This is a genomic window from Pseudomonas allii, assembly GCF_055380095.1.
The window spans coordinates 6,470,494-6,493,361 of record NZ_AP039450.1; the positions used below are offsets into that span (position 1 = coordinate 6,470,494).

General features: G+C 61.7%; 14 protein-coding genes. 9 read left to right on the forward strand and 5 right to left on the reverse strand.

Features of this window, described 5'->3' with window-relative positions; all coding sequences use genetic code 11:
* Positions 1–37 precede the first annotated feature (37 nt).
* From ACZ445_RS29815 to purE, 4 genes are all read right to left on the reverse strand, one after another.
* Positions 38–574, reverse strand: a complete 537-nt coding sequence (locus ACZ445_RS29815; protein WP_058424294.1) for a DUF3299 domain-containing protein — start codon at positions 572–574, stop codon at positions 38–40.
* A 78-nt stretch (positions 575–652) separates the two neighbouring features.
* Complete coding sequence (locus ACZ445_RS29820) at positions 653–898, reverse strand: GlsB/YeaQ/YmgE family stress response membrane protein (protein WP_058424295.1); 246 nt, start codon at positions 896–898, stop codon at positions 653–655.
* A 106-nt stretch (positions 899–1,004) separates the two neighbouring features.
* Positions 1,005–2,090 (reverse strand): 5-(carboxyamino)imidazole ribonucleotide synthase, encoded by a 1,086-nt coding sequence (locus ACZ445_RS29825; RefSeq protein ID WP_015886586.1) that lies wholly within the window; start codon positions 2,088–2,090, stop codon positions 1,005–1,007.
* 11 nt (positions 2,091–2,101) lie between these two features.
* The gene (gene purE, locus ACZ445_RS29830) at positions 2,102–2,593 is read right to left on the reverse strand and encodes a 5-(carboxyamino)imidazole ribonucleotide mutase (RefSeq protein ID WP_003176980.1); all 492 of its coding nucleotides are present in this window, start codon (positions 2,591–2,593) and stop codon (positions 2,102–2,104) included.
* Positions 2,594–2,954: 361 nt separating this feature from the next.
* Between purE and ACZ445_RS29835 the strand changes: the two genes are divergently transcribed.
* Complete coding sequence (locus ACZ445_RS29835; protein ID WP_179028267.1) at positions 2,955–4,697, forward strand: zinc metalloprotease; 1,743 nt, start codon at positions 2,955–2,957, stop codon at positions 4,695–4,697.
* A 7-nt stretch (positions 4,698–4,704) separates the two neighbouring features.
* Here the strand turns inward: ACZ445_RS29835 and ACZ445_RS29840 are convergent, their stop codons facing one another.
* Complete coding sequence (locus ACZ445_RS29840) at positions 4,705–5,616, reverse strand: LysR substrate-binding domain-containing protein (RefSeq protein ID WP_179028268.1); 912 nt, start codon at positions 5,614–5,616, stop codon at positions 4,705–4,707.
* A 182-nt stretch (positions 5,617–5,798) separates the two neighbouring features.
* Here ACZ445_RS29840 and aspA point away from each other — a divergent pair, with 182 nt between their 5' ends.
* From aspA to ACZ445_RS29880, 8 genes are all read left to right on the forward strand, one after another.
* Entirely contained in the window at positions 5,799–7,223 is a 1,425-nt protein-coding gene (gene aspA, locus ACZ445_RS29845) for an aspartate ammonia-lyase (RefSeq protein WP_025854459.1), read from the forward strand.
* A 381-nt stretch (positions 7,224–7,604) separates the two neighbouring features.
* Complete coding sequence (locus ACZ445_RS29850; protein ID WP_058424298.1) at positions 7,605–9,056, forward strand: alanine/glycine:cation symporter family protein; 1,452 nt, start codon at positions 7,605–7,607, stop codon at positions 9,054–9,056.
* Between the two features lie 77 nt (positions 9,057–9,133).
* Positions 9,134–10,111 (forward strand): asparaginase, encoded by a 978-nt coding sequence (locus tag ACZ445_RS29855; protein ID WP_179028269.1) that lies wholly within the window; start codon positions 9,134–9,136, stop codon positions 10,109–10,111.
* 51 nt (positions 10,112–10,162) lie between these two features.
* On the forward strand, positions 10,163–11,155 hold the full coding sequence (locus ACZ445_RS29860; RefSeq protein ID WP_058424300.1) for an AraC family transcriptional regulator: 993 nt from the start codon (positions 10,163–10,165) through the stop codon (positions 11,153–11,155).
* 131 nt (positions 11,156–11,286) lie between these two features.
* Positions 11,287–12,321, forward strand: a complete 1,035-nt coding sequence (locus tag ACZ445_RS29865; RefSeq protein WP_179028270.1) for a histone deacetylase family protein — start codon at positions 11,287–11,289, stop codon at positions 12,319–12,321.
* The gene (locus ACZ445_RS29870) at positions 12,318–13,409 is read left to right on the forward strand and encodes a polyamine ABC transporter substrate-binding protein (protein WP_464707866.1); all 1,092 of its coding nucleotides are present in this window, start codon (positions 12,318–12,320) and stop codon (positions 13,407–13,409) included. The genes ACZ445_RS29865 and ACZ445_RS29870 overlap by 4 nt, the downstream gene beginning before the upstream one ends.
* 104 nt (positions 13,410–13,513) lie before the next feature.
* Positions 13,514–18,118, forward strand: coding sequence for a dermonecrotic toxin domain-containing protein (locus tag ACZ445_RS29875; protein ID WP_179028272.1), 4,605 nt, complete (start codon positions 13,514–13,516; stop codon positions 18,116–18,118).
* Between the two features lie 94 nt (positions 18,119–18,212).
* The gene (locus tag ACZ445_RS29880; protein WP_310862902.1) at positions 18,213–22,844 is read left to right on the forward strand and encodes a dermonecrotic toxin domain-containing protein; all 4,632 of its coding nucleotides are present in this window, start codon (positions 18,213–18,215) and stop codon (positions 22,842–22,844) included.
* The last annotated feature ends 24 nt before the right edge of the window (positions 22,845–22,868 follow it).

The window sequence follows — 22,868 nt, forward strand, 5'->3', positions numbered from 1 at the left end:
GGGGCAAGCCCCCTCCCACATTGATAGGCATTGGGTTTTAGAGATCGGACTCCTTCACCACCCGCACTTTCCCCGCATCCAGCGCATAGGCCGCATCGGCCAGATCGTTATTGACCTTCTCCACTTTCAACGTGCCCGTGACCCACAGCGGCGTATAGATATCATCCAGCTTCAGCCCCTTGGGATAGCGCACCAACACCAGTTGGTTCGGCGGCGGAGGCGGCACGTGGATGCACGCGCCTGGGTACGGCACCAGGAAGAACAGGGTGCTGCGGCCTTTGGCGTCAGTCTCCAACGGCACCGGATAGCCGCCGATGCGGATGTCCTTGCCATTCATGGCCGCCACGGTCTTGGTTGAGTACATCACCGCCGGCAAGCCCTTGCTCTGCTTCAGGCCACCCTTGTCGGTGAATGTGCCTTGGGCTTCGGGGGAGTTGTGGTCAATCTCGGGCATGGCTTCGAGGGCTTTTTGATCCGACAGCGGCATCAGGTCGAGCCAGTCGGTTTCCGGCAGTTCGCCGGCGTGCGCCAGGCCAGGGCCAAGCAGGAGGAGTGTTATCAAAAGACGGCGCATGGAGAGGCTCGACAAGTACAGGTGGCGAGCATTCTAGCCCTCTGCGCCTGCGCAGCGCAGAGAGCTTCGTCGCTTAGATCATTTCTTTTTCAGCAGGCCGTAGATCACCAGCAGCACGATGGCGCCGATCAGCGCGCCGAGGAAGCCGGCACCCTGGCCTGCCTGGTAGATGCCCAAGGCCTGGCCACCGTAGGTGGCGACCAACGAACCTGCGATACCCAGCAGGATGGTCATGATCCAGCCCATGCTGTCGTCGCCTGGTTTCAGGAAACGCGCGAGCAGGCCGACGATCAAGCCGATAAAGATGGTTCCAATGATACCCATGGCATTTCCCTCTGAATGTAGGTGAGCTATGCCAAAGCCTAGTCAGGCTTTGGCATCCTGCAATCAGAGGATGGCGGCTACCGAATGGTTCCCGCCAATCCCAGGCTTATTGCTCGGCGATCAGCGCTTCAACCTTGAGGATTTGCGCTTGCAGCGTCGCGCGGTCCTTGCAGCGCAGGTTGGCATGGCCGACCTTGCGCCCGGCCTTGAAGGCCTTGCCGTAGTGATGCAGGTGGCAGTCGTCGATTGCGATGACTTTTTCCACGGGGGGCACCACACCGATGAAGTTGAGCATGGCGCTCTCGCCGACCTTGGCCGTGGAGCCCAACGGCAAGCCCGCCACCGCCCGCAGGTGGTTCTCGAACTGGCTGCACTCGGCGCCTTCGGTGGTCCAGTGCCCGGAGTTGTGCACGCGTGGGGCGATTTCGTTGGCCTTGAGGCCACCGTCGACTTCAAAGAACTCGAACGCCATCACGCCGACGTAATCCAGCTGCTTGAGTACACGGCTGGAATAGTCTTCGGCCAGCGCTTGCAACGGGTGGTCGGTGCTGGCCACGGACAGCTTGAGGATGCCGCTGTCGTGGGTGTTGTGCACCAACGGGTAGAAGCGGGTTTCGCCATCACGGGCACGCACGGCGATCAGCGAGACTTCACCGGTGAACGGCACGAAGCCTTCGAGCAGGCAGGCGACGCTACCCAGCTCGGCGAAGGTGCCGACCACATCGGCAGCGGTGCGCAGGACTTTCTGGCCCTTGCCGTCATAACCCAGGGTACGGGTTTTCAGCACGGCCGGCAGGCCGATGCTGGCGACGGCGGCATCCAGGTCCGCCTGGGACTGGATATCGGCGAAGGCCGGGGTCGGAATGCCCAGGTCCTTGAACATGCTTTTCTCGAACCAGCGGTCGCGGGCGATGCGCAGGGCTTCGGCGCTCGGGTACACCGGGACGAACTGCGACAGGAACGCGACGGTTTCAGCCGGGACGCTTTCGAATTCGAAGGTCACCAGGTCGACTTCGTCGGCCAGTTGGCGCAGGTGGTCCGGGTCGCTGTAGTCAGCGCGCAGGTGTTCACCCAAGGCCGCCGCACAGGCATCCGGCGCCGGGTCCAGGAAAGCGAAGTTCATCCCCAGCGGGGTTCCCGCCAAGGCCAGCATACGGCCCAGTTGGCCGCCACCGATTACACCGATTTTCATCGTCAACCACCTCAGGCGATGCGTGGGTCTGGATTGTCCAGCACGCTGTCTGTCTGCTCAGCACGGAATTTTTTCAGCACCGCGTGGAACTGCGGGTGCTTGGCGCCCAGGATGCTGGCGGACAGCAGGGCGGCGTTGATCGCGCCGGCCTTGCCGATCGCCAGGGTCGCCACCGGGATGCCGGCCGGCATCTGCACGATGGACAACAGCGAATCCACGCCCGAGAGCATCGCCGACTGCACCGGCACACCGAGCACCGGCAGGTGGGTCTTGGCCGCACACATGCCGGGCAGGTGCGCTGCACCGCCGGCACCGGCGATGATCACCTCGATGCCACGGGATTCTGCTTCATCGGCATACTGGAACAGCAAATCCGGAGTGCGGTGGGCGGAGACCACTTTCACTTCGTAGGGAATGCCGAGTTTTTCCAGCATATCGGCGGTGTGGCTAAGGGTGGACCAATCGGACTTGGAGCCCATGATCACGCCAACCAATGCACTCATCGTCGTGCCTCTTCTCTCTGGGCGCCCGCAGGCGCGTCAAAAAACAACAAGCCACGCGGGAAATCCGGCGTGGCTTGGTGTACGAATTAAGGCCGGTTGGACCGGCCGAAGGCCGCGCAGTATACCGTAATAATCCAGATAAACAGCCCCTGGGATGACCATCTGTCTTAAGCGCCAAAGCAGCAGATTTACTGACTTGCAGGTCAGCCCGGCAGGCCTTCCCCAACACTGAAACTTTACCCCTCCAACATCGAATGCCACTACCGCATTTGCCTATGGCACCGACAGGCAATGGCAGAGCGCAGCCTTATCGTGGACAGCGACACACCCCACTGACATCTCCAAGGACAAGGACTGCCCCATGCCTGCATCGGTCGAATATTACCGCACCCTACCCACGCCCCACGACATCCTCAACCTGACACCGCCCGAAACGGCCACATTGCTCAAGGCGCTGAACAAAAATGTCATCTACACCCTCGGGCACCTGCCGACTCGCCCGGTGAGTGCGCTGAAGCTGCTGACCCAGGTGCTCAAGCACTACCTGCCCGAGCCAGAACTGGACCGCATCTTCTACTCCTGCCCGCCGATGGACGCTACCCCGCAACAAACCTTGTACGAGCTCTACCACCACCTCGTTCTGTTCAACGCACTGCCCTCCACCTACGACGCCAGTTCGGTGGTGTTCTACACCCCCGGAGCAGACGCCTTGCAAGCCCTGCCGCCCGAGTGCCAGGCGCGATTGAAGATAGTTCTGCAGAACCTTCAGGGTATCGAATTCTACCTGAGTGACCTCGCCGACTTCTGGCAAGCCCGGCACGCCTACGCCAACATGACCAACCAGGCGTACGTTGCGCGAGCCTTCGCAGCCCAGCTTCAGTGTGCGGCATCGCTCAGGCTGGCAGATGGTTCGCTGGACCATGAAAGCGTGGCGTTGATCACGCTCCTGGCGTCGCCCGGGCATATTTCCGGCTGCCATCTCTACCGCATCGCGTTTCAGGATGAAGAACAACAAGCGCATGTCCCGCTGTACGGCGCATTCCTGATTAGCCGCACGCCCGCCAACGCTGCACCCGGTCAGAACCCCTGTGTCCTTTACGTACCCGGGCTCAAGCTGCAGGCGTTCTACTCGCCCGCCCTGCTCAGGGCCCATTTGATTGCCGAGTTGAACGAGACCACCCTCCACCGCCTGCTGCCATGTATCGACCGCAATCAACTCCAGCGCTTGGAAGAGCTGGCCAGGCGGGGGCTGCGGGACGATCACGTCAGCCTGTCACCGATGGTGTTCAGCCCGCACTTCTATGAGGACGTGAGCCTGGCGCTGATCAACCAGCAACGCCGAGACATCCGGCACGCCTGGGCATGGGCGCAGCCTCGGCATTTCCAGGAGGCCAATTGGATCAACCGTCACATCGAGGCCGCCTCGGACCTCAGGTCATTGATGACCCTTGAAAGCACCTTCAAAGACCACGCGACACCCGCCATCGCGGCGTTTGAACGAAAACTGCCGCCCCGCCCGGCGCCCATTCCTGCGCCTGCTGCGCCGAAGCCGATCAATCTGAACGTCTACATCCATCGTGATTTGCACGGCGATAGCCGGCTGCCGTCCCTGCGCGACGATTATTTTTCCTGGCTGAAAACCGAACTGGAAGACCTTTCCGGTCGGACAGTCATGATCACTTTCCATCAGGAAACCGGACCGGCTTACCTAATCGATTTCAACTACAAAAGGGATCATCGGGTCAGCCTGTCTACCTGGAAAAATACCGTCCTCCAGCACCTGGAACACGCTTCGATCGCCCCTTCGCCGCTCGACCTGTATCTGTTGCTGACCCTCGATGACATTGACTCACAAACGGCCGGCGTAGCTTATCTGCATGACAGCTTCGGCATTGCCGCGACAACGTCATACCGCACTGCGGCCCATGAAGTCGGGCATATGCTCGGCGCGCTGCATGAAGACGGCGACAATATTTTCAATGGCTGGTGGCACGAAACCCTGATGAAGGATCGTGACTTTTTCTCGTTCCTGAGGGGCAATGCCTATCGGTTCAGCGACAAGAACCGGGACAACATCCGTACCTACCTGAGCCAGTTCGGTTGACGGGCGACTAAACGGCGGGGCTCGCCGCCCCGCCTTCGAGCTTGCGCCACAGCAACCGCACGTTCGCCTTGCGCACCAAGGCACAGCGGTACAGGCGGATCTCCAGCGGTACATGCCATTGCGGCCCGCCGCACACCACCAGCTCACCCCGCGCCAGCTCGGCGCGCACGCTCAACTGCGGCACCCAGGCGATGCCCAGGCCTTCCAGGGCCATGCTCTTGAGGCTGTCGGCCATGGCGGTTTCGTACACGGTGGTAAAGCGCAGCGCTCGCTGGCGCAGCAGCAAATTCACCGAGCGACCGAGAAACGCGCCGGCGCTGTAGGCCAGCAACGGCACACTGCCCTCGCCTTCCAGATCGAACAGCGGATTGCCGTCGGCGTCGGCGGCACACACCGGGAGCATTTCGGTGTTGCCCAGGTGCAGCGACGGGAAGATTTCCGAATCCATCTGCATCGCGGCGTCCGGGTCGTAGAACGCCAGCATCAGGTCACAACCGCCTTCGCGCAGCGCATGCACGGCGTCGCCGACGTTGGTGGCCACCAGCCGCGTGGCGATGTTCAGGCCTTCGTTGCGCAATTGCGCGATCCAGCGCGGGAAGAAGCCCAGGGCCAGGGAATGCGCCGCAGCCACTTGCATGACCTCGCCCTGCCCGCCTTCCAGGTGATGCAAATGGCGCAGCACTTCACCGAGCTGCTCGACCACCGTGCGCGCGGTGACCAGGAACAACTGGCCCGCCGCCGTCAGCTCCACCGGCGTGCGCGAGCGGTTGACCAGGGTCAGGCCCAACGCGGCCTCCAGGCTGCGGATGCGTCGGCTGAACGCCGGCTGGGTCACGAAGCGCCGCTCCGCCGCCTGGGAAAAACTGCGGGTCGCCGCCAGGGCGCTGAAGTCTTCCAGCCATTTGCTCTCAAGGTTCATTGCTGCCTCCCGTGGGTACGCACCATTTTGGCACACACGCCCGCCATGATAACCGGGTCACACTCACATTATGCCGTTTGTGCATAGGCCAGTGCTTAACAGCATTGGCCCAAAAAGTTCTACAAGCCTAGCATTCGCAGCGTTCCGGCCAGTTCCGGGTCCATATCGAGATGATTTCCGTCATGTCCTCCGCTGCATCTTTCCGTACCGAAAAAGACCTGCTTGGCGTACTCGAAGTACCGGCTCAAGCGTATTACGGCATCCAGACCCTGCGAGCGGTGAACAACTTCCGCCTCTCGGGCGTTCCGATTTCGCATTACCCGAAATTGGTGGTCGGTCTGGCAATGGTCAAGCAAGCGGCGGCTGACGCCAACCGCGAGTTGGGCCAGCTCAGCGAAGCCAAGCACGCGGCCATCAGCGAAGCCTGTGCCCGTCTGATCCGCGGCGATTTCCACGAAGAGTTCGTGGTGGACATGATTCAAGGCGGCGCTGGCACTTCAACCAACATGAATGCCAACGAAGTCATCGCCAACATCGCGTTGGAGGCCATGGGCCACAACAAGGGCGAGTACCAATACCTGCACCCGAACAACGACGTGAACATGGCGCAGTCGACCAACGACGCCTACCCGACCGCGATCCGCCTGGGTCTGCTGCTGGGCCATGACGCACTGCTGGCCAGCCTCGACAGCCTGATCCAGGCGTTCGCCGCCAAAGGCGTCGAATTCAGCCACGTACTGAAAATGGGCCGCACCCAACTGCAAGACGCCGTGCCGATGACCCTCGGCCAGGAATTCCGCGCCTTCGCCACCACCCTCGGTGAAGACCTGGCACGCCTGAAAACCCTGGCGCCGGAGTTGCTGACCGAAGTGAACCTGGGCGGCACCGCCATCGGTACCGGCATCAACGCCGACCCGCGCTACCAGGCCCTGGCCGTACAGCGCCTGGCGGTGATCAGCGGCCAACCGGTCGTGCCGGCTGCCGACCTGATCGAAGCCACCTCCGACATGGGCGCCTTCGTGCTGTTCTCCGGCATGCTCAAGCGCACCGCCGTGAAGCTGTCGAAGATCTGCAACGACCTGCGCCTGCTGTCCAGCGGCCCACGCACCGGCATCAACGAGATCAACCTGCCGGCTCGCCAGCCAGGCAGCTCGATCATGCCCGGCAAGGTCAACCCGGTGATCCCGGAAGCCGTGAACCAGGTAGCGTTCCAGGTCATCGGTAACGACCTGGCCCTGACCATGGCGGCCGAAGGTGGCCAGTTGCAACTGAACGTGATGGAGCCGCTGATCGCGTTCAAGATCTTCGACTCGATCCGCCTGCTGCAACGCGCCATGGACATGCTGCGCGAGCACTGCATCGTCGGCATCACCGCCAACGAAGCCCGCTGCCGCGAACTGGTGGAGCACTCCATCGGCCTGGTCACCGCGCTGAACCCGTACATCGGCTATGAAAACGCCACCCGCATTGCCCGTATCGCCCTCGAAAGCGGGCGTGGCGTGCTGGAACTGGTGCGCGAAGAAGGCTTGCTCGACGACGCCATGCTCGACGACATCCTGCGCCCCGAAAACATGATTGCCCCACGCTTGGTCCCGCTGAAGGCCTAAGCGTTTGTTGCACCGCTCACCAGGTTGAGGGACTAGACACCTCTCACCTTTTGAGGGCCTGAAGGCTCGTTCTTCAGGCCCTTTTTTTTGCCCCGAGGTTGTGAAATGAAGCCTATAAAAACGCCAATATCGCTCTGTAAGTCCACCACCCAGCTGAAACCTTTAATCGCCCCGAGCAGACGGATCACGTTCGCCTAGGTATAGTGCCGCCCCTCTTCGCGTCAGAGATCGTCGGTAACGAGGTCCTGGACAGCGCGAAACCGCATGAATAACAACACCCGCAAAAGGATTGGGGTCGAAGCGTCGTGCACTGCCTGGTGCTGAGCGATAGCGTCGAACCGTCCTGCGTTTGCCATTAGAAAAATCAGCGAGGAACACTCCATGCTCGAAGTCATCAACGACTTCCTCTCAGGGAAAGTACTGATCGTGCTCATTGTCGGGCTCGGCGGTTATTTCACGATTCGCTCGCGTTTCGTACAACTGCGTCACTTCTTCCACATGTTCTCGGTGTTTAAAGACAGCCTGAAGAGCAGCTCCGACCAGCTCAGCTCCTTCCAGGCGCTGATGCTCAGCCTGGCCGGGCGCGTGGGTGCCGGTAACATCGCCGGCGTCGGTATTGCCGTGACACTGGGTGGCCCGGGCGCCGTGTTCTGGATGTGGGTCACCGCGCTGGTGGGCATGTCGTCGAGCTTTATCGAGTGCTCCCTCGGCCAGCTGTACAAGCGCACCGACGCCGAAGGCACCTTTCGTGGCGGCCCGGCCTATTACATCCAGCACGGCTTGCACAAGCGCTGGCTGGGCATGGTCATGGCGTTCCTGTTGCTGGTGACCTTCGGTTTCGCCTTCAACGGCCTGCAAGCCCACGCCGTGACCCACTCGCTGAACAACGCCTTCGGCCTGGACACCACCTACACCGGCCTGGCGCTGGCGGTACTGCTGGGCCTGGTGTTCATCGGCGGGATCAAGCGTATTGCTTCGATCGCCGACCTGCTGGTGCCGGTCAAGACCCTGGTCTACATCGCCGTGACGCTGTACGTGATCGTGCTGCAATTCGACCACGTACCGGCCATGCTCGCGACCATCGTCAAGAGCGCGTTCGGCCTCGACCAAGCCTTCGGTGGCCTGGTGGGCAGCGCGATCATCATGGGTGTGAAGCGCGGCGTGTTCGCCAACGAAGCCGGCCTGGGCAGTGCGCCTAACGTGGCGGCGGTGGCTTCGGTCGAACACCCGATCGCCCAGGGCGTGGTCCAGGCGTTCAGCGTGTTCCTCGATACCTTCGTGATCTGCACCTGTACCGCATTGCTGATCCTGCTCTCCGGCTTCTACACCCCGGGCTTTGAAGGCGACGGCATTGCCCTGACCCAGAACTCCCTGGCGGCGGTGGTCGGCGACTGGGGCCGCATGTTCATCTCGGTGGCCCTGGCGTTGTTCGTGTTCACCTCGATCATGTACAACTACTACTTGGGCGAGAGCAACCTGCGCTTCCTGGTGGGCAACAACCGCAAGGTGCTGATGGGCTACCGCGCCCTGGTGCTGGTGCTGATTTTCTGGGGTTCCATCGAGAACCTGAGCACCGTGTTCGCCTTCGCCGACATCACCATGACCCTGCTCGCGTTCGTCAACCTGTTCGCCCTGGCGTTCCTGTTCAAGATCGCCATGCGCATCCTCAACGACTACGACAACCAGCGCGCAGCGGGCATCAAGACCCCGGTGTTCGACTCCAGCCAGTTCCCTGACCTGGACCTGGACCGCAAGGCCTGGCCGGCCAACCCGGTCAAGCCTGAGCCAGGCACTCAAGCAAGCGCTGAACTGAACGCTCAAGCGCAACGCTGAGCGTAGATAGATGACACGCCGCCCGGCCTTGGGCATGCTCTGGGCCCGGCGGCGTTTTTCGTTCAGGAGAAAATTCGATGTCCCCAGCTAATAACGTGATGGTGCTCTACACCGGTGGCACCATCGGCATGCAGGCCAGTGCCAACGGCCTGGCGCCTGCGTCCGGCTTTGAAGCACGCATGCGCGAACAGCTTGCCGATGTGCAAGTGCCCGCCTGGTGCTTCCGGGAAATGTCGCCGCTGATCGACAGCGCCAACATGACCCCCGCCTACTGGCAGCGCCTGCACGCCGCCGCGGTTGAGGCGGTGGACGCCGGCTGCGACGCCGTACTGATCCTGCACGGCACTGACACTCTGGCCTACAGCGCCGCCGCCATGAGCTTCCAACTGCTCGGCCTGCCGGCGCCGGTGGTGTTCACCGGCTCCATGCTGCCCGCCGGCGTGCCCGACAGCGATGCCTGGGAGAACGTCAGCGGTGCCTTGGCGGCACTCGGCGAAGGCCTGGCGCCAGGTGTGCAGTTGTTCTTCCACGGCGCACTGATGGCACCGACCCGCTGCGCGAAAATCCGCAGCTTCGGCCGCCATCCGTTTGCTGCCCTGCAGCGCAATGGCGGCGTCGCCCAGGCCGAAATGATTCCGGCCGCCCTGCATTACCGCCAGCCCAAAGCCGTGGCCAACGTGGGTGTGCTGCCGCTGGTGCCGGGTATTGCCGCCGGGCAACTGGATGCACTGATCGACAGCGGCATTCAGGCGTTGGTGCTGGAATGCTTCGGCAGCGGCACCGGGCCGAGCGACAACCCGGCGTTCCTGGCCAGCCTCCAACGAGCACAGGATCAGGGCGTGGTGGTGGTGGCGATCACCCAATGCCATGAAGGCGGCGTTGAACTGGATGTGTATGAAGCGGGCAGCCGCTTGCGCGGCGTCGGCGTATTGTCCGGTGGCGGCATGACCCGCGAAGCGGTGTTCGGCAAGCTCAATGCACTGCTCGGTGCAGGGCTCGACACCGCCGAGGTTCGTCGCCTGGTGGAACTCGACCTGTGTGGCGAGCTGAGCTGATCGGCCTGTAACTTGCTTCCCTTCCAGCCATCCCCTGGCTGGAAGTCCCCTATGCTGCACTCCCACCTGACCACTCTCAACGCCGTGTCCCTGGTGCTTAACGCTTTCAAGGCCGAAGGCTTGCCGGCCCAGGAACTGCTGGCCGGCAGCGGTATCTGTGCGGCGGACTTGAGCCGCGCCGACACGCGCATCACCACCAACCAGGAGATGCGCGTGTGCGCCAATGCCGTGGCGCGGCGGCGGGATATCGGCCTGGAACTGGGCCGACAGATGCATGTATCGGCCTATGGCATGCTCGGCTATGCCCTGCTCACCAGTGCCACCTTTGGTGACGCCTTGCGCCTGGCGTTGCACTACCCGGCGCTGTTGGGAACACTTTTCGAGTTGAGCCTGGAGGAAGACGGCCAGCGCGTCTGGTTCACCGCCCGTGATTATCGCGAAGACCCGGCGCTTGAGCGGTTCAATGTCGAACTGTGCCTGGCCTCGCTGAAAGTCATCTGCGACGACCTGCTGGGCCAGCCACTGCCACTGCTCGCCGCACGCTTTGAATATGACGCTCCGGACTACCGCGCGCGTTATACCGAACGCTTCCCTTGCCCGTTGCAGTTCCAGGCCACCGCCAACGCGTTTGCCTTCGACCGGCACTGGCTCGAACAGCCACTGCCGCTGGCAGACACCGTCACCCACCAGGCCATGGCCGAGCGCTGCCGCAAACAGAACCTGGAGTTCACCGGGCGCCAGGCCTGGCTGGGCAGGATTCGCCAGTTGCTCACTGCGCAACTCAACGCCGCGCCGGGCCTGGAAGGCCTGGCCATGCAGATGAACTGCTCGGCGCGCACCCTGCGCCGGCATTTGCACGACCTGGGCTGCAGCTATCAGGAGCTGCTGGACGAGCTGCGCTTCGAACGCGCCAAGCAACTGCTGGCGGAGGATCAGTGGCCGATCTACAGGATTGCCGAAGCGTTGGGGTTCAGCGAAACGGCCAGTTTCCGGCATGCATTTGTACGCTGGAGCGGCGTGGCGCCGAGCCAGTTTCGAGCATGATGCGCCATTGAGGGGCGAATTGCGGACAGACACTTTGGCCATATTCATCCCCTTTTGGCCGCTCCTGCCGTTCTCTTAAACCGCGCCCACCGCAAGACTGCAGGCACCGACACAGCCTGCGGAGAACAAGAATGCTGACGATCTACTCGGACGATCACCACCTGCACCACGGCCGCTGCGAACTGATGGACGGGCAGTTGATGCCCTGCTTCGAAATGCCCTCGCGGGCCGACCATGTGCTGCAACGGGTCAGGGACCGCGAACTGGGCCCGGTGCAGGCGCCCCAGGACTTTGGCTTGGCGGCGTTGCAACGCATCCACAGCCGCGATTACCTGGACTTCTTCAAAGGCGCCTGGGCGCGCTGGACCGAATACGGCCAGGACGGCGACCTGCTGCCCTACACCTGGCCCGCGCGTACCCTGCGCCGGGTGCTGCCCACCAGCCTGCACGGCCAGTTGGGCTACTACAGCTTCGACGGCGGCGCGCCGATCACCGCCGGAACCTGGCAGGCGGCCTACTCGGCGGCGCAAGTGGCGCTCACCGCGCAACACGCGATCCAGCACGGCGCCCACAGTGCGTTCGCGTTGTGTCGCCCGCCGGGGCATCACGCCGCCAGTGACTTGATGGGCGGTTATTGCTACCTGAACAACGCTGCGATCGCCGCCCAGGCGTTTCTCGACCAAGGCCACCGCAAGGTCGCGATCCTCGATGTGGACTACCACCACGGCAACGGCACCCAGTCGATTTTCTACGACCGCAGCGATGTGCTGTTTACCTCGATCCACGGGCACCCGGAGGCCGAGTTTCCGTTTTTCCTGGGCTATGCCGATGAGAGGGGCGAAGGCGCCGGGGAAGGCTTCAACTTCAACTACCCGCTACCCGCCGGCTCTGGCTGGGACACCTGGAACGCAGCGCTGGAGCAGGCCTGCCGGGAGATCGAACGCTACGGCGCCGACATCATCGTGGTCTCACTGGGTGTGGACACCTTCAAGGATGACCCGATCTCCCAGTTCAAGCTCGACAGCCCGGACTACCTGGCCATGGGCGCGCGCATCGCACGCCTGGGCAAGCCGACGCTGTTCGTGATGGAGGGCGGTTACGCGGTGGAAGAAATCGGCATCAATGCCGTCAACGTGCTCGAAGGTTTTGAGAGGTCAGCCCAATGAACATGCTCAAGTCGCTTGTGCTCTGCGCCGCCGTGCTGAGCAGCGCCGCGCACGCCGAAGAAAAAACCCTGAAGGTCTATAACTGGTTCGACTACATCACGCCCAAGGCGCTGGAGGACTTCAAGGCGCAGAACCCGGCGATCAAACTGGTCTACGACATCTTCGACACCAACGAAGCACTGGAGGCCAAGCTGCTGACCGGCAACTCCGGCTATGACGTGGTGGTGCCGTCCAATGTGTTTCTCGCCAAGCAGATCGAAGCCGGCGTGTTCCAGCCCCTGGACCGCAGCCAATTGCCCAACTGGAACCACCTCGACCCCAAGCTGATGAAGCTGATCGAAGCCAATGACCCCGGCAATAAATTCGCCGTGCCCTATATGTACGGCACCATCCTGATCGGCTTCAACCCGGCCAAGGTCAAGGCCGCGCTCGGCGACAACGCCCCGGTGGACAGCTGGGACCTGATCTTCAAGGAAGAGAACATCAGCAAGCTCAAGCAATGCGGCGTGGCCCTGCTGGACTCGCCTTCGGAGATCCTGCCGCTGGCCCTGCAGCATCTGGGCCTGGACCCCAACAGCAGTAACCCCAAGGACTACGTCAAGGCCGAGGCGCTGTTGATGAAGATCCGCCCGTACATCACCTATTTCCATTCGTCCAAGTACATGGCCGATATCGCCAACGGTAACATCTGCGTGGCCGTCGGTTATTCGGGCAGCTTCTCCCAGGCGGCCAACCGGGCCAAGGAGGCCAAGAACGGCGTGGTGGTGGATATGCGCCTGCCCAAGGAAGGCGCACCGATCTGGTTCGACATGCTCGCCATTCCCAAAGGCGCGCAGAACCAGCAGGACGCCTACGCCTTTATCAACTACCTGCTGCAGCCCCAGGTGATCGCGCCGATCAGCGATTTTGTCGGCTACCCCAACCCGAACAAGGATGCCACCGGGCAGGTCGACCCGGCGATCCGCAACAACCCCAACCTGTACCCCACCGAGGCGGCGATGGCGACGCTCTATACCTTGAAACCCCTGGGCCGTGATGCCGAGCGCGCCAGGACCCGCGCCTGGACCAAGATCAAGTCCGGGACCTGACGGGCCTACATAAACACCGCCTGCCTGACTGCGCGCTTTCTAGCATGGCAACACCCGGGGCCTGGCCTCGGGTGTTGTCCATCCCACGCATGTCAGGCTCCCCTATGACTTCAACCAAAAAAGCTTCTGCCACGCAGCAGCCGCCGCGCTATTACTCAACCGCCACCTTGATCACTCAACTGTCCACCGGCCCGGCATTTCGGGAAGTGGCCGCCGTATTGCTGCGACGTGAGCTCAAGGCGCATTACCCGAATCTGGATATCGACCCGAACATCACCCTGGTGGGCACGGCGGTCTGGGACATCGTCGGCGATCAGGTCGTGGCCAGGCCACCCCGTTACCAAGCGCTGGCTGATGTCCTGGCCAAGCAAGCCGTGCTCGGCGTGCCGACGATCTACCTCGAGGGGGAACACTTCCTCACGCAATTGCCGATTGTCGAGCCGCCTGTGCACCTGCAGGTGCGCATCGAAGAAATCGCCAACATCATCAATTTGCTGGCACCGGTCATGATCACCGGGTTCCAGGAACAGCAGGCCGAATACTGGAACCAGTCCAACGGCAGTTCCGGCCCCCATTGGTACGAGCTGTCCAGCGCCCTGCGCAGCTTCTGGAATGTCGATGCGGTGGAGGGTTGGACCCATGACGACTGCGTCATGGCGCGCAGCCTGTACACCGCCCCGGACCCGGCGGTGCGCAAGCGTAACGACCCTTACCAATCCCGGGCCTGCCTGGTGGATATCTTCCTGATCGGAGACGATGGCAAGGCCACTCACCTCAATGACAGCCTGATCGCCGTACTGGTCGGCAAACAGCAGGGGCGAGAGGTACTGCTGACCTACTCGCCAGGGCACGGCTATGACAAATTCGACTCCATCGAAGAGTTGGGCAACGTTCTGGAGAACTATTTGCCGGAACACGCGCTGGGCAAAACAGTCGACTGGCGCCTGTACGAACCCAGCGGCAATTTTTTCGACCAGCAGGCCTGCATTCTGATCTCGATCCAGATCGACGCCATCGGCGCCCTCCGCTTTACCAACACCCAGAGCTTACCCGGCCCTGTCACCGCACCGGCCGGCAACGGCGTCACCAAGAAGGCCCCCGGCCTGAACTGGTTCCGGGAAGCCTTGCCCGACTGGCTCGGCAACGCCTCCAGTTCAGATCAGGACGCCTATGGCCGCCACCTCAAAGACTTGGCGGCGTTGCACAGCCTGAACGAGGGCCAGGCCTACAACGACGGCATCGCGCCCATCGAGCAATACGCACTCGGCATCCTGAAAACCGAGATGGTCAAAGACCATGAGGACGCCAGGCACTTGCCCCTGGATAGGTTCGACATAGTGGTCCAGAGCCCTGTCATCTGGGGCTCGTTCACCGTGCCGGGGCAGACCGTGACCACGACGTTCAGCCTGGCGCAGCTGGCCCTGCAAAACCTGATCGCCCTGCCCTTGGGCAACAAGACCTTGCGCAGGAAAAACGGCAGGGCGATTCCAGACTGGCTGACTGTCGATTATGTGGAAACGCTGATTACCCGTATCGATATCGGCCGCACCTATCCGGCTCTGATCAAACGCACATTGCTGGACGACCAGGTGGAGTCATGGCGCCGCGAGAAGCTCTACACCAGCCAACTGCGCATCCAGCTACCGATGCTGGCGCTGCATTACAAACTCAACCAGCAAGGCGGCATCGACGAACGCGGTTACCGCTATGTGATCGCCGCGCTGCAAGAGAGCGCCGCAGACCGCAAGGTGGAAGGCAATACCATTGTCGTACGGCCATTGTCCTTCCTGACCCGGCACCACAAAGGCACGCGGGACACCGTCGCGAATATGTTCGTGATCGGGCCTGTAGACCTGCTGGCCGGGCCCTGTCTGTTGTACCGCCCGTTGCTCGACGAACCACTGAGCCAATACCCTTCCCCCGCCAACCTGATCTACGCGATCCAGCAATCCCCCAGCCTGCGCGAATCGGTGCTCGCCTGGCTGCCTGACAGCGTGCGCACGGATTACAGCCGGTATGTGTTCCCGGGCGCCTTGCCTTCTCCATGGTCGGTAGTGGACTTTCTGGTGGACCCCGCCAAGGTCCTGGAATTGAGCGGCCCGCTGCTGTTGGGCGATGAAACCCTCAATGGCGATGTGCTCAGCGCGCTGTTCAAGGCCAACGCCAATGCGCTGGTGGAATTGGCCAATCGCGAATCGGTGTCCAACGCCGACGCACGCTGGGCCACCTTCAAGCACACCGGCTGGTTGATCTTCAACGCGGCCTTGCCATTCCTTGGGTCGACGGTGGGGGTCGCGGCGTGGATCTGGCAAATCATGGATCAACTGCAAGAAGTCGTGGAGGCCGAAGACGACCCGCAACACCGCTCACGCTGGAGCGCCCTCACCGATCTGCTGCTCAACCTGGGCATGGCGATCACGTTGCACCGCGTGACCCGGCGCCCGTTGGAGTCAGAGCCTCCCACCATCGCCAAGCTACCCAAACCGGTCGAGCCCACGCCGGTAGAACGGATGCCGACCACCCTTCGCAAGATTGCTGACGTCAACACTTCCGAGATCCCTTCAGACCGCTCGCAACCGCTGCACACCAGTGGCGCGTCCCATCGCAACCCTTCACAACTGGGTACATTCCTGGACAGCTACAAAATCGATAAGCCCGACAACCTGGGTAAGCCGATCAGCGAAAGCGGCCCCAGACAACACCTCTACCAGCTCGCCGACAAGTACTACGCCCCCGTGGGAAATCGCTGGTTTCAGGTGATTGTTGACGAGGGCGACAACGTGATCGTTGTCGATCCGAAGGAATTGTCCCGCCTGGGCCCCCTTCTGGCCGGCAATCGCCAAGGCAACTGGTTCATCGATACGCGCCTGCGCTTGCGTGGTGGTGGCCCCACCTTGAAGGCAAGGCTCGCCAAGGCCCGGGCTGAAGAGCGCGCGCAACGTCTGCGGACCCAATTGAGTGACTTCGAGAAAACCAAGAAAGACGCCCAGGCCGAACTGCAAAAAGCCCATAAGACCATGACCGAAGGCAGCGCCAGCACGGCCGAGGCACGGCGGCAAAACTACATGCAGACCCTGATCACTCAGCGGGAAAGCTACGAATCGGCACTGCAACAGCTCAAACAGTTAAACGTCTTCGCCCCCTCGTCGGACTACGCCGCCAGAGCAATCACCTATATCAAGGCACAGATCGAATTCACCAACGCGGGCATCCGTGAGGCACTCACTCGCTTCACGCCGAAGATGCGCACAGTGCTGGACCAACTTCATAACCCCTCCGGGTCCCCCACAGAACGGCCCATCGACGACGCACACCAGATGGTCGACCTGGCCCAGGACATGATCGGCCGTCTTGACTACATGAACACACGCTTCGATGAACTCAAGTTGCTGTCCAAGGAGGGCGTCACCTTGATCCGCGACACCAAGGGCACGTTGCCGGCCTACACCCGCGAACATCTCAAGGCCTTGCAGGTCACGCTCACGCGTCATCTGTGTCTGCCCAGAAGTACACTGACCACTGCCACGCAGGCGTGGTCGACCATAGATGCCATCGTCGACTCCGCCGACATCGTCATCCAATGCCTGACCGATACGTTGCAGGAGCGCAGTGAGTCGCGCCTGGACGAACGTATCGACACGTTGGGCAGCCTGATCGGCCAGTTCCAGATACTGGACGAGCGCCTGGGCGATTTTGCCGAAACGTTCAACCGGCATGCCCAGCCGGAACGGATAAGAAACCTGCGTGAACATCTCAGCGAATTCAGCCTGCGGGCCTCACAGAACCTGGCGCTGTTGATAGTCGACCGAGACGCCCTCAGGCTGCGCCCCACACCGCCACCCACGGTACCCCGACCGGTCACCCGCTTCATTCGCACGCATTACGACGGCATCCGCATCGGTGAACCGCGCCTGACGGAGATCGGGTTGGAGACCGACCTCGTGGATATCCGCTCGCCGATCACCCAAAAGATCATCGCCACCTACCACGAGAAAACCCCTGGCGTCTGGGTCGAGCGCCTCCGTGTGCCGGCACAGCCCACGCCCCTCGTCAGCACCCCGGTGGCTATCAGCCAAGGCCAGGCCCTACTGGACGCGCTGCCCGACTTTCATAGCCGCGCCGACACCCTGGCACGTCAGGAAACCCGTACGCCGATGGGTATCGAGTACCTCTATCACCAGCACGCCCTGCGCCTGGAACAGGCCAGCGAAGCCATCGACCGCGCCTTGACCCACAACAACATCACGGACAACGAGAGCCACTCCGCCAGCACCGTCAACAAAGCGCTCACCGACGCCATTGCAGATATATACCGCCGCAGCCGCGACCACGTACTCAGGCTGTACAAGAAGTTGCCTCCGACGATCCAGAACCTGGAGTGGCTGCTCGCGCAGAATGAAATCACGATCAAGAAGACCCTTACTCGACGCAAGCTCAGGAGCCCGCGACCCGATTTCCTGGACGAGTACAGCATTACCGATCGTCGCTCCGGCCAGCCCCTGTGGTATGCGCACTTTCACTACAGCACCGCCTGGACACCGGCCAAGTACTACATCGCAGCGCGTTTGAAAACCGTGGCCGAACACCTGCAGGGGGTGGCCGCCGATACAACCGTAGGTCTGAACGAAGCCGAACGGATTGACTTCTACCTCAGCGAGATCGGCCTGGAGCCGGCGAGCCGGCTGTTTTTCGAGAAGAAAAAGACCTGATTTCGCCGTTACTTATCTACCGTCCCAGCCACTCCTGCTGTCGCTACCGTGCGCGTTCGCTGTTCGCCCTGGCCAACGACAGAAGGAGCCGCCAATGTCCAAAAACGCGCACAACAACAATAACCACACCCTGAACGGGCGCCCCACCAACGCCTACGAATTGCTCACCCAATTGACCACCGGCCCGTCTGCTCGTGAAGTGGCGTCTTTTACCTTGCGCTGGGTACTCAAGGAGCAGTACCCCACGCTCAATATCGATCCGGACCTGACGATGATCGTCACCCCGCGCTGGCGGGTGCTTGAGTCGGTCATCATGCCGCTCCCGCCCCATGCCGAATCGATAACCACGGTGCTGGCACGCCAGATGCTATCACCCACCCCGGTCATCTACCTCGAAGGCGAACACTTCCTCACGCTGCACCCGGAGTCCCCCGCAGCCGTACACTTGCCGGTGAAAGTCGACGCCATTGCGCGCCTGATCAATGAGCTGGGTGGCCTGCTGTTCGCTGCGTTTCAGGAGCGTCAACTGGATTACTGGAACGCCTCGAACGGCAGCTCCTGGCCACGCTGGCAGACTTTTTCCCATTCATTGCGCAAGTCCTGGAACGTCACCACCGTTGAAGACTGGGATGTACTTGAGTGTGACATGGCAAGGGAGCTTTACCAGTTCCCGTTGCGCGCCCAACGCAGGGTCAATGGCCGCTACAACAGCCGCGCCTATGTGGTAGATGCCAGCCTGCTGCGCGACGGTTTCACCGTGCATGTTGGAATACTGGACATGGCGGTACTGATCGGCGAGCACAACGAGCGCACGATGATCCTGGCGTACTCGCTGGTCAGCGGCTACGAGCGCTTCGGGTCTCTTGAAGAGCTGGGCAAGGCATTGCCGGCCAAGCTTGTCCAGCTGCAACCGGGGACGACGCTGCAATGGAAGCTGTACGAGCCTGCCGATAGCTTTTTCGACAGCTTCGCCTGTGCCCTGATCGCCATGCAGATCCAGGCCATCGGTGAGGCTGAGCAGCTGGTTGACGAATCATCCGCGCCACAGCCCGTGACCCCCACCACGCTCTCCAGGATCGTGCCCAACATTGAGAACCTGAGCGACCATGCGCTCTCCCATATCCGCCAGATACATCAGCAAATGCCGGCCTGGCTGGCCAATGCTTCCGACCAGGACATCGCCATCTACAGCCGCTACATCATTGAATTGGCGCAAATCCACTCCTTCAACCAGGGCCACTCTTTTCAAGACGGTATCCCGCCGATACGCGACTACGCCCTTCAGAAGCTGCAAGAACAGATCCGTACTCACAAAGAAGGTGAGCACCTGAACCTGAACAAGGTCGCCGTGACGATCGAAAGCCCAGTGATCTGGGGCACATTCGCAATACCGGGCGAGGTCGATGTGACCCGGCACAACCTGATCGACCTGGCCCTGGAAAACCTCACCGGACTGCCCACCGGCCAACCCACTGTGTACTACAACGGCTCGGTCGCGCCGCAGTGGTTGAGCTTCAGTTACCTGAAGGAAGTCATCGGCAAAATCGACATTGGGAAATATTACCCGGCGCTGATCAAAAGCACGTTGCTCGACGAGCCGATCAGGTCCAGGGCCAGGCAATTGCTCTACATCAGCCATTTACGCGTGCAACTGCCCTTGTTGGCCCTGCAGTTGAAGATCCAGCAACGCCAGGGCATGGACGAACTCGGCTACCGCTACGTCGCGGCGGTGATGCAGGTGGAGAAGCACGACCAGCAGGTTGACGGGCAGCCGATCGTGATCCGTCCCCTCGCGTTTGTCCCGACCTTGCGCAGCGGCACACAGAGGGATGAAGTGGCCAATATGTTTGTGATCGGTCCGCGCGACCCGTCCGCCGGTCCCTGTGTGTTGTACCGCCCACTGCTCGAACCGGTGCTGGCCCAGTTCCCGTCCCGGCAAAACCTGGTGTACATGATCAAGCAGGACCCTGACCTGCGCGAATCCGTGTTGTCCTGGTTACCCGAAAAGGTGCGCTTCAACTACGAGCAGTACGTGTTTCCCGACACCCTGCCGTCGCCTTGGACCGTTGTGCGAGTGATTGTCGAGCCGGCGACGGTGGTGGATATGAGCGGGCCTATCGAATTGAGCGATGACGTGTTGGGCGACGGCGCCCTGATCACGCTGTTCAAGGCCAACGCCAACGCGATGGTCGAGTTGGCGACCCGTCAATCGATCTCCAATGAGCAGAAGCGCTGGGCGACCTTTCGCCAGACCGGCTGGCAGATCTTCAACGCCGTGCTGCCGTTCCTGGGGCCGACCGTGGGGGTTGCCGCGTGGATGTGGCAAATCATGGAAGACCTGGAGCAGGCCGAGCAGGCGGTGGACAAACCCGACAAATCCGAGGGCTGGAACGCGATCGTCGACTTATGGCTCAACCTCGGTATGGCATTGGCCCTGCACGTAGGACTGCGTCATCCGACCCGTGAGCCCGTGATCGAACCCACCCAGCCTCGGCTTGAACCTATCCCCGAAAAACCGATCAAGCCCGAAGACCCGCTACCGCAGACCTTGGTGGTCGCCAACAAGCAATTGCCGGACTTGCCTGGCACCGACCTGACCCCGTTACATCAGGAAACCCTGCACATCAGCGGCGCACTCAGTCGCGCGCCTTCGAGCCTGGGTACACGGCTGGACACATTCAAAACCGACAAACCCGCCACCCTTGGCGAGCAGAACAGAACACCCGGCGTTCATCTGCATCTGTATCCGGACAAGGACAAGTGGTATGCACCTGTCGGCGAGCGCTGGTTCGAGGTCAGCCTGGACGACAACGACAATGTGGTCATCGCCGATCCCAGCGATCCCGCGCGCACTGGCCCGTTGCTGGTCAGCAACCGGTCCGGCCAATGGTTCGTCGACGTACGGCTACGCCTGCGCGGGGGAGGCTTTCGCAGTCGGCGGCGTGCCGCTCAGGGGCAGAAGCCGCAGCGCATCACTGAGCTGAGGAAAAGCCTCACTGACTTCGATGCCAACGAGAGTCGCCGCCAGGCGGAGCTTTCCGACTCCCTCGCCGCCATCGGCTCCGAGCCTGGCCCCTCGACCGCGCGAAGGCGCGATGCCTATATCGGAGACGTCGACCGGCGACTGGAGGAATACGACGTGCCAATCCGCCAACTCACGGCGCTGGGCGTTATCGACACAGTGCCCAACTACCAGATCGCCATGGTCGATTATCTGAACAAACAGTTGCTGCTCACGCGGTCCGCCGTTGAGGAGCGCCTGCGTCCCTATCGGGATACCTTGCTCGACACGGTTGGGTTACTGGATGAAGCCACCTCCGAGATCCCCCAGAGCACCGCCGATCTGGCCCAGGAAATGTCCACGCTGAACCTGGAAATGATCAGCCGCCTGGAGTACGTCGACTCGCGCTACAAGGAACTTTCGAAGCTGGGTACCGCCGGCGCGCAGGTGATGCAGACGACTTCCAAGGCTCTGCCGAACCTGAACCTGCACGACCTGAAAGCCTTGCAAGTCACGGTGTCTCGGTTCCTGTGCATTAAAAACGGTAACGCTACGGAACAGCTGCAGGCACGCGCCCAACTGAACACCATAGTGGAGAAGGCCGATCTCGCCGTGCAAAGCTACCTCGAGACCTTGCAAAACGAAACCGACAGCCCCTTGGCGGAGCGTATCGAAGTGCTCGATAGCCTGGTCGACCAATTCACCAGTGTCGACCAGCGCCTGCTGGACCTGCATACCGACGCCCCCGAACAGGTGCTCAGGGAACCGCTCAACGACCTGTTACGACTCGTCGACGAATTCAACCAACGTGCGACTCACGACTTGGCGCGACTGTTGCGCGAGCGCAAGGCCCTGGAGCCCAAGCCAGGCCCCTCTCGGCCCCTATCCGCGGCACCACGCAAGGTCATCAAGACACGCTTTCACGGTGTTGTCGTGGGTGAACCGCGCGAGTCGGATCCTTCCCTGGTAGATGTCAAAGCGCCGCTGACCGGCAACGTGATTGCCACCTTCCACGAAAAAACACCGGGGCAATGGGCGGAGCGGGTCAAGGAGCCTGCCCGCCCGCCCGCCTCGAAGCCGATCAGCCTGGACACCAGCCTCAAAGAGGGGCAGACCCTTCTGGATGCGATACCCGCCACGATCAAACGCCTTGAAGGCCATGCCAACAAACCCTGGCGCCTGCCAGCAGACATCGAAGGGATGTTTCACCTGGAAGTGCCACCCCTTGAGCGCGCTGTCGAAACCCTCGAGGAGGCCCTCACCCAACGCAACCTGACTGAAATCGACCACCCCGCCGCGGCCCAACTCAAGCTCAAGCTCAATGCCGCGGTGCAGCAGCTGTATGAAAAGGGCAAAGCCACGCGCATCAAGATGATCAAGGAGCAGGTGCCCGTCGCCCATCGTATTCAGTGGTTGTATGAGCAGGGCGAGGTGGGTTTCAGGAAAACCCTCACACGCCGGCGCCTACAACGTCACAGAGACTTTCTGGACGAATATGAAGTATTCGATCACAAGACCCGGGCCGTGTTGTGGTATGCCCACTTTCATTACCGCTCGATGCAGGCAGGCAACGCAGACTTCGTCGCCGGGCACTTCAAGACCGTTGCGCAACAAAAACTCGGGGGTGCCTTCCAGGCCACAGGACTCTCAGACAAGGAGCAAATCGCCATTGAACGCGCAGCCATTGGCAAACCATTGGCCGGCTTGATGTTTTTCAACACCTGAGCCACAGACAGGCCTAAGGGTTCG